Genomic DNA, 13951 nt, shown 5'->3' with positions numbered 1-13951 from the left:
AAGGCCGCATTTGCTTGCACCAGCCTTGCCCATGTGCGTTATTCACCCAATGAACGGTCAAAACACACAAGCCATTTCACAAAATCCCGACATCCGCTTTCTGGGTAAGATGCTTGGCGATGTCATTCGCGCTTATGGTGGCGAACAGTTATTCCGACAGACCGAATATATCCGCTCCACCAGCGTTGACCGCTTTCGCCAGATCGAGGGCGCCGATTCGAGTGACCGTGGACTCGGGGCGCTTAGCTTGGATGACACGCTCAATTTCGTGCGCGGGTTCATGCTGTTCTCGCTTCTGGCGAACCTAGCAGAGGATCGGCAAGGCCTTGCGCATGAAGATGGCGCGACGGTGGCCGAAGCGTGCGCACGGCTTGCGGTGGAGGGGGTGTCGCTGACGCAGATTCGGGAACTGCTTTCGCACAGCCTGATTGTCCCGGTGCTCACCGCGCACCCGACCGAAGTGCGGCGCAAAAGCATCATTGACCATAAGAATCGCATCGCGCGGCTGATGACGTTGCGCGACCAAGGGCAAAAAGTCACCGAAGATGGCGATGATGTCGATGCCGCGATTTATCGGCAAATTGCCTTGCTGTGGCAGACGCGGCCATTGCGCCGCGAGAAGCTGTTTGTCGCCGACGAGATTGAAAATGCCCGCGCCACGATGCAGGAGGTGTTCCTGACGGCGTTGCCCAAATTATATGCGGGCTGGGAAAAGGCGCTTGGGAGCAGGCCGCCCGGTTTTGTCCGCTTGGGCAGTTGGATCGGTGGCGACCGCGACGGCAACCCGTTTGTCGATGCCGAAACGCTGCAATATGCGGTCGCGCGCAATGGCGGCACCGCGATCCGGCACTATCTTGAGGGCATCCACAGTCTTGGCGCGGAGATTTCGATCTCTTCTTTCATGAGCGATACGCCAGAGGCCGTGCTTGCGCTTGCCCAGAGCAGTGGCGATTCGGCACCCAGCCGTGCGGACGAACCCTATCGACGTGCGCTGTCGGGCATTTACGCCCGTCTGGCGGCGACGCATATCAAATTGGTAGGTGACCAGCCCCCGCGTCCATCAAAGCTATCTGGCGCGGCTTACAGCTGCCCGGATGCCCTGCGGAAGGACCTTGTTACGGTGGCATCGGGCCTTGCCAGTGACGGCGATGGCGCATTGTCGAGCGGCGGGGCACTATCGCGGCTGATCCGGTCGGTGGAAATATTTGGTTTCCATTTGGCAACGTTGGACCTGCGACAGAATAGCGACGTGCATGAGCGCGTCATTGCCGAATTGTTTCGCACGGCGCGGGTCGTGCCTGACTATCTGAAGCTTGATGAGGCAGCGCGTGTGGATTTGCTTGTCGCCGAGCTATCACATAATCGCCCGCTGACCGGCGTGTGGACGCAATATAGTGAGGAGACCGCAAAAGAACTGGCCATCATCCGCGCTGCGGCAAAGGCGCAAGGCGATTTCGGCTGCGCGGCAATCACGACCTATAATATCAGCAAGACGACCAGCGTGTCCGACATGCTGGAGGTTTATGTTCTGCTCAAACAGGCGGGGCTATATCATGTGGACGATGATGGCACGCCGCAGGCGACGATTATGTCCGTGCCCCTGTTCGAAACCATCGCCGATTTGCAAGGCGCGCCCGATACGATGCGGGCGTTCTTCGACATTCCGTTGATGCGTAAGCTGGCGCAGGCGCGCGGGCATCAGGAAGTGATGATCGGATATTCCGATTCGAATAAGGATGGCGGGTACCTTAGCTCCACATGGGAATTGTACGAGGCATCAAGCGCGCTTGCAGGCATTTTTGCCGACGCCAATATCGCGATGCAATTATTCCACGGTCGCGGCGGCGCAGTGGGACGGGGCGGCGGTTCAGCCTTTGGCGCCATCCTTGCGCAGCCCAAGGGCACGGTGCAGGGGCGCATCCGCATTACCGAACAAGGCGAAGTCATCGCCGCCAAATATGGCACGGTCGACAATGCCGTCACGAGCCTTGAAACCATGGCCTCTGCCGCAATTCTGGCGACATTGTCCAGCGACCCGATAGCCGACGCCGATGTCGTGCGGTTTAAGGCGGCGATGGCGCAGTTGTCCGCCAGCGCCTTTCAACATTATCGCGGGCTGGTGTATGATACGCCCGATTTCCGGACATTTTTCCGGCAAATGACACCGATTAACGAGATTGCGACGCTGAAAATCGGCTCGCGCCCGTCAAGCCGTACGGCGTCGGACGCGATTGAAGATTTGCGCGCCATCCCATGGGTGTTTTCATGGGCGCAAGCGCGCGTGATGTTACCCGGATGGTATGGCACGGGCCAAGCGTTGGCCGATTTCGCGGACAAGGGCTTGCTGCGCGCCATGGCGGGCGAGTGGTCCTATTTCCAGACGATCCTTGCCAATATGGAAATGGTGTTGGCCAAATCGGACATGGCCATCGCCACGCATTATGCGGGCTTGGTCGAAGATCAGGCGATGGCCACCGACATATTCGGTCGCATCAAAAGCGGCTGGCAGGCGTCACGCGACAGCTTGCTTGATGCAACGGGGCAAAGTCATTTGCTGGAGGCCAACCCCGCGCTCCACAATTCCATCCGGTTGCGGCTGCCCTATATCGAACCGCTTAACCTGCTCCAGATCGAACTGATGAAACGCCACCGTGCGGGCGAAGCTGACGAGCGGATCGGCGAGGGTATTCAGTTGACCATCAACGCCATCGCGACGGCGCTCAGGAATAGCGGGTAGGTCTGCAACGGCCAACGACATCGACGAAAGCCGCTGCCCTTTCGACAAGCCATGCATTCGGCGCTTCCCCTCGCGCGGTGGACTGATATGACGGTGCCATAAAGACAATCAGGAGAGTTTCGAATGCGTATAAACAAAACCGCGATTTCTGCTTTTGCCATCGCTTTGGTGCAATTGGGCACCCCGGCGCTTGCGCAGACGGCCAATGCCGCACCCGCTGCCGTTGCCGAGGTCGATCAAAACGCCGCTATCAAGGCATTCTTTGAAGAATATGATGCGCAGCAACTGTCGCTTTCGCCGCTCGGCAAATCTTATCGCGGTATCAAGGACAGCGATTATGGCCGTTGGGGTGATTTTTCCACCGCCGGCGAAATGCGCGCGCATGAAGCCGAGCGTTCGGCGTTGAAGGAAATGCGCGCCCGCTTTGACCCTGCCAAGCTTTCGCCCGAAAACCGCCTGTCCTACCGCCTGTTTGAAAAGCGCGCCGAACGTAGCGAGGCTGCTTATACATATAATGATTATGGCTATGTCTTTGACCAGATGAATGGTGCGCAAAGCCAGTTGCCAGCGTTCCTTATCAATATTCACCGCGTCGACAACAAGTCGGACGCCCGCGCTTATGTCAGCCGCTTATATGGCCTGGGTCCAGGCATGATGGACGCCATCGCCCAAGCCAAGGCACGTGCGGCGGACGGCATACTGCCGCCCAAATGGGTCTATCCTTATGTTATCAATGACGCGCGCAATGTTATCACCGGCGCGCCCTTTGGCGATGGTCCCGATGCGCCGTTATTTGCAGATTTCAAGGCAAAGGTGGCCAAGCTCAGCATCAGCCAGATCGAAAAAGACCTGTTGATTGCTGACGCGGCGCATGCGCTGAATGCTTCGGTGAAGCCAGCGTATGAGGCGTTGATATCCGAAATGACGGCGCAGGAAAAAGTCGCCGGAACCGACGACGGTGTCTGGCGTTTCAAGGATGGTGCGGGCTATTATGCCGAGCGGCTGGCGAACTACACCACGACCAACATGACGCCTGACGAGATCCACAATCTGGGTCTAGCGCAAGGTCGCGCGCATTCATAAGGAAATGGGTGTCGTCCAGAAAAAGATGGGCGTGAAGGGCGATCTTCAGGCTTTCTTCAACTATATGCGTACCGAACCCAAATTCTACGCGCCCGAAACGGCTGAGGGCCGCGCGCTGTATCTGTCCGAAACGCAAAAGGCGCAGGACGCGATTACGCCCTTATTGCCCAAATGGTTTGGCGTTTTGCCCAAGGCACCTTTGGTCGTAAAACCCGTTGAGGCATTCCGCGAAAAATCTGCGGGCAAGGCATTTTATCAGCGTCCCAGCCCTGACGGTTCGCGCCCCGGCACTTATTACGCCAATCTCTATAAAATGGCGGATATGCCTCTGACCGAGGTTGAGGCGCTATTTTACCATGAAGGGCGTTCCCGGCCACCATTTGCAGCTCGCGATCCAGACCGAGTTGAAAGACGTGCCCGCCTTCCGTCAGTTTGGCGGCGTTACGGCTTATTCCGAAGGCTGGGGTCTCTATTCGGAGAAGCTGGCAAAGGACATGGGCCTATATACCGATCCGGCGCGCGACTTTTGGTCGGCTTCCAGCTTGAGCTACACCGCGCGATTCGCTTGGTCGTCGACAGCGGTCCTGCACCACAAACGCTGGACCCGCGAAAAAGCGATCACATATGTCGAGGACAATAGCGCCGATGCACCCGGCGGCATCGTCAAGGCGATTGAACGCTACATCATCTTTCCCGGCCAAGCGACGGCATATATGGTTGGCCGCCTGAAAATTAGCGCGCTGCGCGACAAAGCGCAAAAGGCGCTTGGGTCAAAATTTGATGTGCGGGGCTTCCACGACACCGTGCTGAAATCAGGTCCAGTGCCGTTGGATGTGCTTGAAGAGCAAGTCGATGCATGGATCGCCTCGCGGAAGTGATGGGGTGGGGGGCTAGCGCCCCCTTCGTCCGCAACAGCCTTGTCGCCAGCCACAGCGTCGCGCCAGCGGCCACGCCCCGTCGCTCCAGCGCAGGCTGGAGCCTATCGCGTCTTTCGGGTTAGACTGACAGGCGTGATGGGTCCCAGCCTACGCTGGGACGACGGTGGTTTTTCCGGCGAGATAATCATTCCGCTGGAACCCCGCCGCTCTCAACCGCCCGAACCCCAAAATCAAAGCGTATCCGGGCTCACCCGCTTTTCACCCAAAGCAATATCGGACAAATTCTTGATCACCACCGGGTTGCGCTCCGGAAATTCCGCTACCAGCTTCAGCTTGCCGCCCATCGCCTCGATATAGCTTGACATCGTGGACAGCAGCAGGTCGGCGCGGCGTTCCATGCGGGAGATGTTCTCCTGCTTTACGCCCAGCAATTCTGCCATGCGTTCCTGCGTCAGGTCATGCGCCTGACGCAACGCACGCAGGGTCAGTTCGTCTTCGATCAGCGCGCGCGCGCGCGTCTGAATCTCGGCCTGCTCGGCAGGGGTGAAGGTCTTCAGAAAATCGTCCAATTGGCGGGTCATATTATCACTTCTTCTTTTTGAGCAATGCGAGATGGGCATCGAAACGGTCATCGGCGGAGGCAATCAGTTTCTTGTAAAAACGCTTCTCGCTGACGCCTGATTTATCTCCTGCGACCAGCATGATGGCGCTGCGCTTCGGGTCGAATGCAAAAGCTACGCGCCAGACGCCGTCATCGGCGGCAAAGCGCAATTCTTTCATGTTTGCATGGCGGGAGCCTTTGAGTGTATCGCAATGCGGTCGTTTCAGCGCGGGTCCAAATTCGCGAAGTAAAATCAGGCAGGCAGCAAGTTCGGCACGGACTGTGGTTTCAAACGAAGACACCTCGACGAAAAACAGATCATCAAACTGAATGTCCCATGCCATCGCATTCATTTATGCAGTCGAAGTTATATGCTGTCAAGAGCATATTTAGAGCCATGCGTCACTCGTCGGCTGGCTCAACGGCCTCAACCTCCCGCCGTAACCTACGATTTCGACCAAAGAGCATGACCCTTGTGATAGTGCAAAAATTGCACTATCATTCCATCCATGCCTCGACTTATCCGCTTTTCAAATTGCGAGATTGCGATGTTTTTCGGGGATCATTATCCGCCGCATTTTCATGTGCTGGCACGCGAAGGCGCGGCGCAGGTCCGGATTGATACGCTGGAGGTCATGAATATGTCAGGTAAGCTCGACATGCGCGAGGCGCTCGACTGGGCGGCGTTGAACCGCGACATGCTGATGGCGAAATGGGAAGAGTTTAGCGGAGACGTTGTATGAGCATCGGCAAAATCACAGGCGTAACGCCTGTTTCGGCCTTGGTGATTTCGGTGGCTTGGGATGACAATGAGATGACGGTCATCGATCTGGCGCCGATCATCGCTGCGCGCACCGCCTTACAGCCCTTGGTGCAGGGGGGTGAATTTGCCGCCGTTACTGTGTCGCAAGACGGCTGGTCGCTCGAATGGCCGTGCGGGATTGACTTTGGCGCACCGCAGTTGCGCCGCTGGGCCGATGAGCAGGCTGGGCGCATTATGGCTCCTGCTGCTTTCCGTGCGTGGGTTGAGAAGCACGGTTTTACGATCGATGCAGCGGCAGCGGCGCTTGGCCTGTCGCGCCGGACGATTGCCTATTATCTGTCGGGGGAGCAGCCTATCCCCAAAACGGTCATGCTTGCGACCATCGGTTATGACGGGCGGCTGGCTGCCTGACTTCTACTCACTGGCAGGCTCTCCCGTTGCCTCAACCTCCCGCACCCCAAACTCGAAATGGATGCGCACCCACACGCCCAATTGCGGTTTGTTGTCGATGCGCGGGGGCTTGACCAAAAATTGCCACGCGGCGAGGCGTAATGCCTTGGCAAGGCCGGTGCCACGTGGGTTTTCGCCGATGATCTGGCAATTTTCCACACGGTTACGCTCGATCATGCGGCACGCAATATCCGCCGATGCGCCAGGCGGGATGCGCTTGACCGCAGCGAGATAGGGCGCAAGTTCGCTGTCATACGGTTCGCGCAGCCACGCCACCGGATAAAGCTGCGCCCCGCCGGGGCCAAGGCCGGGGCCCATGTTGCCCTTGGCCCCTTGCCCGCTGCCCTTGCCTTCGCCCGACCCACTGCCGCCGCGCGCTGGCAATTTTGACAGATCCATCGCGTCAAAATCTGATTTGCTGATCTTGATGAAGTCCGGCCTCGGCGGGGGCGCTTGGACCGGGTTGACCGGCGGCAGCAGCGGCGGAGGAATGGGCGGCGTGATTGTGCTTTTCTGCTCTTTGGTGACGGGCGTTTGCGTTTCGCTCTTTTCAGCGGAGGACTCAGATTCCGCCTCTGCCTCAAGCGAGAAAGTGCTCAGGCCGCCTGTGCCCGCCACCGGCCCGCCCGAACGCATGCTCAGGCTCAATATCGCAAGGATGATGATGACCTCAAGCAATATAGCGACAGCCAAGCCAATGCTGCGCCGCCGCAGGTCGTCCCGGCTCCAATCTGTCTGTTCTGAATAAGCCATGCGCTGCGCTGCGACCTTTACGGCATCAGCCGTGGCTTGCAATGTAGGATTTGGCCTGTCAGATTGGCGAGCAGTCCGTCATGCCATGCGGCATCGCGGCCCAGACATGGTTAACCCGCCTTGGCTGTGGGCGTTGTTATCAGCCATATTGGAACATCGTTTAGGTGAGACCATAGTGTGACTTTTCACGAATATTACAGCGGCGTGAACCGAACCTTCAGCCCATCCTTTGGCTTGGGAATCGGCCAAGCCTGCCAATCGGGGGCATAGCCATCGGCAATTTCGACCTTAACCGATGTCAGCAAATGGTGCATGAACAGCTTCGTCTGCATATAGGCAAAGTGTAGGCCAAGGCACATATGCGCGCCGCCGCCAAAGGGCACCCAAGCATATTTATGCCGCGCTTTCACCTTGTCTGGCGTAAAGCGCATGGGGTCGAACGTTTCGGGGTTCTCCCAATATTCGGGCATCATATGGACATAAGACGGGCTTATGCTGACTGACGTGCCCTTGGGAATATGATAGCCCATAAATTCAAAATCCCGCAGCGCACGGCGCGGGATCGATGGCACGGGCGCAATCAGGCGCAGCGATTCTTTAAACGCATATTCGGTCAGTTCGAACTTATCGAGGTCGGCAAAGGCGACATCCGATCCTGCAGGCGCAATCGCCAGGCACTCTTCGCGCAATTTCTGCTGCCATTCTGGGTGCTTGGCAAGAAACCAGATCATCGATGTGACCGACGACGTGACCGTGTCATGTGCCGCCATCATCAGGAAGTTCATATGGTCGATCAGTTCGCCATCCGACATATATTCACCGTCTTCACGCTTTGACCGGCAAAACTGGCTGAACATATCTTGCCGGTTTTCATTGCGGCGGCGCTCGGCGATTTGCGGGCCGAAATAATCGATCAGATATTTGCGCCCGGCAACGCCTTTGCCCATCGGCGTAAAGGGCAAAGGCGCGCGGATTGGCGCGACCGATGCTTGCACCATGTCGACAAAGGCCTTGTTAATCTTGTCCGCCTCTGGCCCCAAGGGAATGCCTAAAAAACTGCTCGCCGCCACATCCAGCGTCAGTTGCTTGATCGCCGGATAGAACAGCATATCGCCGCGCCAGTCCTTCAATTGTTCGGCAAAGATGCGGTTCATGTCTTGGGTATAAGCGCGCATCGGCTCTGGCTTAAACGCGATACCCAATGCACGGCGGTCCATGCGGTGATGGTCGAAATCCATCAACATCAATCCGCGCGGGAACAATAGGTTTAGGACTGGGCCCCAGCCTTGTTCCGACGAAAACAGCTTTTCACGGTCAAACAGCAAAAGCTCATTTGCCTCGGCACCAACCAGCGAAACCGTCGGATTGCCAAAGGCGTTGGTGCGGAAAACCTTGCCATAGGTTTTGACCATGCGCGCACCATAAGCGGGCGGATCACGCAGCACGCGAAACGTTGTGCCAATGATCGGCGGACCATTTTCGCCGGGGATGTGCGACAGATCGCCGATCTTTGTGCGTGGCACCCAATGCGGGTTGGCAGCTTCGCTATGGGCAAGGGCCATGGACGTGATTCCTGTTTAATTGCGCGGTTAAGGTTTACTGCCATGGATGTTAGTATGGTGCAAGTGGGGCGTGGGGGTGGGGAATGTGAACGTGATGTTGGACGAACGAATTTCGCAGTGGGCATGGACCATGGCAATTAAGGGACAGTCATTTTTGAAGGCGGCACTGCTCGTTGCGGCAGGTGCAGGCGGGTCGGGTTGCGTCTACGATGTGGGATTGGGCTACTCCAGCGATGGCTATTATGACGACGCATATGGCTGCGACCCTTATGGCGGTTATGATGCGTATTTTGATTGTGATTATGGGCAAGGGTTTGGCAACATCGGCTTTGGCGGCGGTTGGTATGACAATTATTATTATCCCGGTCACGGCATCTTTCTGTTCGACACCTTCGGACGCCGGTATCCGATGCGCGAGCAATATCGCCGTTATTGGGGTGAACAGCGTCATAACTGGTATCGTGAAAACCATGGCCATGATTTGGGCCGTAACCGCTATGAAGGTCGTGAGCGAGGTTATAGGGACAGCGCACGGTCCGAGAGATCAGCGTCGCCGGATCGTCAAGGAGGCCGGATGCGCAACCCTGACGACAATAGGCGCGATGGTTGGCGGGGCGGTAGGCGAAATGGCGATGACCAATGGCGCGGCGGTGATGGTCGCGGAGCCGGTGCTGTTCCGTTACCAAATACAGGCGCGCCGCAAGGCCGGTGTCGAGGGCAGAATTATGGTAGCGCCGATGCGCAGCCCAACCGGCGGGGCGACGGGGCGTCAGACGGGAATAATGTTCCCGCGCCACCGCGGGAAGTTTCACCGATACGGCAGAATGTTACGTCCCCTGAACAACCGCCCAAACCCCGCCCCGAGCCGCAAGGTCCGCAAACGCCGCGTCAGCGTTTACCTGAAGGCGGCGTAGAGCGACCGGCTTAGAGCGTTTTTCGAGCCGTCTGAATCGAAAGGGGATTCCCATCGGCCGTGATTTCTGATTCAGTATCGGTGCCGGTGAAGGAGGCTGGCATGGATGGGTCAACCACTATCGATGGATTTGCGTTCGCGGCTTTTGGCGGCGGTTGATGATGGTATGAGTTGTCGCGGGGCAGCTGCCCGCTTTGGCGTTGCGCCATCGACGGCGATCCGCTGGCACGCGCAGCGGCGCGAGACCGGCAGCTTTGCACCGAGGCCTCAAGGTGGTGATATGCGTTCGCGGCGGGTTGAAGAGCGCAGTGACGATATTTTGGCTCTTTGGGCGGCACGAAAGGATATCACCCTTGAAGAGTTACGCACGGGCTTGGCCGAGATGGGCCTGACCGTCTCTGTGGCCGGGCTTCACCGCTTCTTTGTGCGCCGTGGCATGACGCGTAAAAAAAGACTGGCCGTGCCATCGAGCAGGACCGGCCCGATGTCCTGAAGCAACGGCACGACTGGTTCGACGGCCAGATCGATCTGGACCCGGAGCGCCTCGTCTTCATCGACGAAACATGGACTGCGACCAACATGACCCGCAGCCATGGCCGCTGCCCCAAAGGCGAACGCCTGCGCATGGGCTTGCCGCATGGCCACCGCAAAACGACCACACTGGTGGCGGGCCTTCGCATGACCGGCATGGTCGCGCCGATGGTGCTGGATGGTCCGATCAACGGAGACTGGTTCGAAGCCTATGTCACCCAGGTGCTCGTACCGGAACTGAGGCCCGGTGACGTCGTCGTCATGGACAACCTGTCCAGCCACAAACGGGTATCAGTGCGCGAACGGATCGAGGCCGCGGGCGCAATACTACGGTTCTTGCCGCCATACAGCCCCGACTTCAATCCAATCGAAAAGGCCTTTTCCAAACTCAAAGCAATGCTGCGAAAGGCAGAAGAACGAACCGTGAGTGGCCTTTGGACCCGGATCGGCAACCTCGTCGATATCTTCCAGCCCCACGAATGCGCCAATTACTTCAGCTCATGCGGATATGACCCAGAATGATCGAAAAACGTTCTAACGTCGCTCAATCTTGTCGAACAAACTGATGAACTGGCCGTGCAGGATATCAGGTGCTGATAAAATTAGTTGTGTATCGTTCCTCCAATCTAACATTGTTAAAGGTTCATCAAATAGGAGGCCTTCCGGTAACCCATTTCACCCACTCGTCGGCGAGTTGGTTGCGGTCAAATTTTTTGCGGGCAAGCTTTCGAGAATTATCTCCAGCCAGTTTAAGATTAGCACGGTCGTCAGCAGCGGCTTCAAGCGCATCGGCAAATGCCTCAGGGGAGCCAGCCTCGACTGGAAAACCACACTTGTTATCTTCAATCATGTCGGCAACCCAGCCTGGGTAGTTTGTAAGAATGGGGAGGCCAGCCGATAAATAGTCAAAAAATTTATTGGGTGACGTGCCGTAATAAAATGACGGAATATCGGCCAAAATTTGCAATCCTACATCAGCACCGGCAAGAAGTTGAGCAAGCTTTTCCTTGTTTACCGGGTCGTGAAATATGACGTTTGAGATGTTTTCCAACGCCGCCCGTTGCTGTAGCCAAGGTTTCTTCATGCCTTGACCAATCAGTAAAATTTTTACGTCATTCCGTTGGCGGTTCTGTAAAACCAATGCTGCATCCAATACGGCGTCCAGGCCATTTGCAGTGCCATGAGTACCGGAAAATACGGCCAACAGATCTTTCGCCCCGATTGTAACGGGCCTCCACCGTGTTGGCACATCATCGAAAATTTCCAGATCGCAACCATTGGGAATCAACGCAATACGGTTCACACCGATGCCGCGGTTCATAATACCTTCGACAATTCCGGGGGACAAACCAATTAAGCGCGTTGCAGACTTGTAACTTGCCCACTCGAGGCATGACAACGTTGTGAGAACCAAAGGGTTGCGAATAACGCCCATCGCTTTGGGCAGTTCCGGCCAAAGATCGCGCACTTCAAAAACAAATGGCTTGTTCCGGACCCAGCGCGCTACGATCCCAGGAACGCCTACCGTAAGAGGTGTCGTAGTTGCAAATATAACGTCATATTCTTCGGTTAGTGCTAACCAAATTGATCGGAACATGAATTTTATAAATAGATAACTTCGGTGCAAAAATCCCATGCTATTGGAATACGCCATGTCCAGTTCCACCACTTCAATGCCGTCGACAAACCCCCGGCGCATGCCCGACTTCAATGGTATCGTGAGCCCGGTTTGCCCACCGCCATAGCTGCCGCAAACCATTGTGACGCTGTGTCCCTGTTCAACGCATCTTCGCGCCATTTGATACGATCTAATGCCAACCGAACCATTCGGCGTCGAAAAATGTTGGTGGAGATAGAGTATTTTCATGAGCTCCACCGAAAACTTGTTACGATGCGACCTGGCTTCGTAGTTGACACATACAGAACGGGTATAGTTGTCTTTTGCATATAATGAGTCGATTCAAAGCCATCATGCATTGAAATATCAATTGCCTTCTTTTCTCCTACGATCTCAATTGTCATTTCAGCATTTTTAACTTGATGATCCGTCATCATCCACTTAGCCGGTGCGAGCCGCCATCGCATTATCGCTACATTTTCGAAGCCATGGATTTCGTCAATCACGTTTAGTTGGTCCTTGAACAATTCGAGCTTCCTATAGTGGACGCAACCTCGCCGGTTCTTGTAAGCTGCTCCGAAGGACACGACTGAAGATGTTTCGAGTAATTCGTCTTCGACGTTTGCGGTTATCCAATCGCCGAACAGGAAACGTCCCAAACGCGGCATTTGAGGTTTATCATCGAACTGGACGATATTGTGACCACGGTCACCGCTAAAATAATCTACCCAAGCGTCGCCTTCGTTGTAACTAAACGTTCCCGCATCTCGGAGTTGTGCCTTGCCGTTTATCCACAACTCCATGTGCAATGCATCGCAATGGCTTGGCCTGAACCGACGACGCGGAAATCGAAGCACTGCTGACGCTTCATCCTTCCGCAGAATCGCATAGCCCCCGTCACTATATTGAACAGAACCAGCTGACGACATGGTTTGCAACGGCGTTTCGATATTCAACCAAAGATTATTGTAGTCGAGGTTTCTGTCGTCGAACGCTCTCTTTCCGGCGAACAATGCAGTTGCGCGCTGGCATGAAACGCGAAAGTCTCTGTATTCAAAAGCCCCCATCGGGAGCAGTCGGGCTCCGTCATTTGCTCCCAAGTTCGGCGTATCACCATCGGGTGCCATAATGAAATGGCGCAGCCACTCGGCAGCGTTAGCAGCTCGACTGAGAAGTTTGACCGAAAATGGTTCCAGCAACATTGCGCGTCGCCAAATCTCGCACATCGATATCGTGTCCAACATGACACGGTGATAGTTGATCGAATGTTGGCTAAAGCTGCCATCCGGGCTCACAAGCTTAGCAACATTCTGCTCCAGCTGAGCTCGCCCGGTGTCGGCTATGGCTTGCGCTGCGGGATATCCATTTGCAGCAAGCCAGCTACCCCCGATGAACAAAGCGGCTGCTTCAGAAGTTGCATGGTTATTCAATTGCGCGGATGCATATCCGATTGTCGGCCTGATCCGATCCAGATGCTGCTTGATCAAACTGCACAGCGCGGGCTCAGTACTTTTATTCTGGCCTAGGATAAGCGCGGCCATCGCCAAGTGCATTACCCTGATAGATGCTTCCTGGCCGCATTTCCAGTTAGGACCATGATAAGGAGGGTTGGTTTTGTACCAACTGGCCATCCATCTGTTGAGACGGTCTAGGCTTACATGGTCACCATTCCGCGCCCGTTGTGCAAAGGGTAAAGCCCATCCGAATCGCGACAACTCCCAAATCAATTTGATGTCGCCAACATCAGGATCAAAGTCGGGAATTTTCCACCAAACACGTTCCGAATTGGGGAAAGCCGTTCCATTCAAAGGATTGGCTAACCAATCTGGGGCGCTGTCGCCTACCGGAAATTCAATACTGTCGAAAAGAAGGCCGAAACTCTGCCATGTCGTTGGAGCCGGCGCATCAACCTCATCAATGTCCGTCTGGCGGAAGAACACCGATGAAGCTGGGACTGGGACGTGGGAATCTTCTGGAAATAAACCCAGTTTCAACCGTGCGCGATAAAACGCCACGCGTCCTATATTCGCGATGCCGAGCGCCCAGTAGGTCCGGACCTTCG

General features: G+C 56.0%; 13 protein-coding genes and 1 pseudogene. 8 read left to right on the top strand and 6 right to left on the bottom strand.

The window, feature by feature from the left end; all coding sequences use genetic code 11:
* Positions 1-49: 49 nt before the first annotated feature.
* From ppc to HEQ18_RS09410, 4 genes and pseudogenes are all read left to right on the top strand, one after another.
* On the top strand, positions 50-2737 hold the full coding sequence (ppc, locus tag HEQ18_RS09425; RefSeq protein WP_432814519.1) for a phosphoenolpyruvate carboxylase: 2688 nt from the start codon (positions 50-52) through the stop codon (positions 2735-2737).
* Between the two features lie 123 nt (positions 2738-2860).
* Positions 2861-3820: a DUF885 domain-containing protein gene (locus HEQ18_RS09420; protein ID WP_432814518.1), complete on the top strand. Its 960-nt coding sequence runs from the start codon at positions 2861-2863 to the stop codon at positions 3818-3820.
* 4 nt (positions 3821-3824) lie between these two features.
* Positions 3825-4124, top strand: a pseudogene (locus tag HEQ18_RS09415) (DUF885 family protein); the annotation flags it as partial.
* Between the two features lie 52 nt (positions 4125-4176).
* Positions 4177-4698 carry a DUF885 domain-containing protein gene (locus HEQ18_RS09410; protein ID WP_432814517.1) on the top strand — a complete coding sequence of 174 codons (522 nt, stop codon included), beginning with the start codon at positions 4177-4179 and terminating at the stop codon, positions 4696-4698.
* A gap of 230 nt (positions 4699-4928) precedes the next feature.
* Here the strand turns inward: HEQ18_RS09410 and HEQ18_RS09405 are convergent, their stop codons facing one another.
* Both HEQ18_RS09405 and HEQ18_RS09400 read right to left on the bottom strand, forming a co-directional pair.
* Complete coding sequence (locus HEQ18_RS09405; RefSeq protein ID WP_397579761.1) at positions 4929-5279, bottom strand: helix-turn-helix domain-containing protein; 351 nt, start codon at positions 5277-5279, stop codon at positions 4929-4931.
* 4 nt (positions 5280-5283) lie between these two features.
* Positions 5284-5643, bottom strand: a complete 360-nt coding sequence (locus HEQ18_RS09400) for a type II toxin-antitoxin system RelE/ParE family toxin (protein ID WP_432814516.1) — start codon at positions 5641-5643, stop codon at positions 5284-5286.
* A 165-nt stretch (positions 5644-5808) separates the two neighbouring features.
* Here HEQ18_RS09400 and HEQ18_RS09395 point away from each other — a divergent pair, with 165 nt between their 5' ends.
* Positions 5809-6042 (top strand): DUF4160 domain-containing protein, encoded by a 234-nt coding sequence (locus HEQ18_RS09395; RefSeq protein WP_397605271.1) that lies wholly within the window; start codon positions 5809-5811, stop codon positions 6040-6042.
* Positions 6039-6473 (top strand): DUF2442 domain-containing protein, encoded by a 435-nt coding sequence (locus HEQ18_RS09390; RefSeq protein ID WP_432814515.1) that lies wholly within the window; start codon positions 6039-6041, stop codon positions 6471-6473. The genes HEQ18_RS09395 and HEQ18_RS09390 overlap by 4 nt, the downstream gene beginning before the upstream one ends.
* A gap of 3 nt (positions 6474-6476) precedes the next feature.
* On the opposite strand, the gene HEQ18_RS09385 is transcribed toward HEQ18_RS09390, so the two are convergent.
* Together HEQ18_RS09385 and HEQ18_RS09380 are read right to left on the bottom strand one after the other, a co-directional pair.
* The gene (locus HEQ18_RS09385) at positions 6477-7265 is read right to left on the bottom strand and encodes a hypothetical protein (RefSeq protein WP_432814514.1); all 789 of its coding nucleotides are present in this window, start codon (positions 7263-7265) and stop codon (positions 6477-6479) included.
* 194 nt (positions 7266-7459) lie between these two features.
* Positions 7460-8827 (bottom strand): cytochrome P450, encoded by a 1368-nt coding sequence (locus HEQ18_RS09380; RefSeq protein WP_432814513.1) that lies wholly within the window; start codon positions 8825-8827, stop codon positions 7460-7462.
* Positions 8828-8957: 130 nt separating this feature from the next.
* Between HEQ18_RS09380 and HEQ18_RS09375 the strand changes: the two genes are divergently transcribed.
* Both HEQ18_RS09375 and HEQ18_RS09370 read left to right on the top strand, forming a co-directional pair.
* Complete coding sequence (locus HEQ18_RS09375) at positions 8958-9755, top strand: hypothetical protein (protein ID WP_432814512.1); 798 nt, start codon at positions 8958-8960, stop codon at positions 9753-9755.
* A gap of 91 nt (positions 9756-9846) precedes the next feature.
* Positions 9847-10793, top strand: a protein-coding gene (locus tag HEQ18_RS09370; protein WP_432814511.1) for an IS630 family transposase whose coding sequence is annotated in 2 segments (ribosomal slippage) — positions 9847-10186 and positions 10186-10793 — 948 coding nt in all. Because the reading frame shifts where the segments join, the coding sequence is not laid out codon by codon here.
* A 124-nt stretch (positions 10794-10917) separates the two neighbouring features.
* Here the strand turns inward: HEQ18_RS09370 and HEQ18_RS09365 are convergent.
* Together HEQ18_RS09365 and HEQ18_RS09360 are read right to left on the bottom strand one after the other, a co-directional pair.
* Complete coding sequence (locus HEQ18_RS09365) at positions 10918-12138, bottom strand: glycosyltransferase family 4 protein (protein WP_432814510.1); 1221 nt, start codon at positions 12136-12138, stop codon at positions 10918-10920.
* Positions 12135-13904: a heparinase II/III family protein gene (locus HEQ18_RS09360; RefSeq protein ID WP_432814509.1), complete on the bottom strand. Its 1770-nt coding sequence runs from the start codon at positions 13902-13904 to the stop codon at positions 12135-12137. Before HEQ18_RS09360 ends, HEQ18_RS09365 begins: the two co-directional genes overlap by 4 nt.
* Positions 13905-13951: the final 47 nt, after the last annotated feature.

The sequence above is a fragment of the Sphingorhabdus sp. genome (assembly GCF_050921905.1).
Lineage (GTDB): Bacteria > Pseudomonadota > Alphaproteobacteria > Sphingomonadales > Sphingomonadaceae > Sphingorhabdus_B.
The sequence above is the reverse complement of the archived record's forward strand: the minus strand, read 5'-3'. Positions and strand labels throughout refer to the sequence as shown.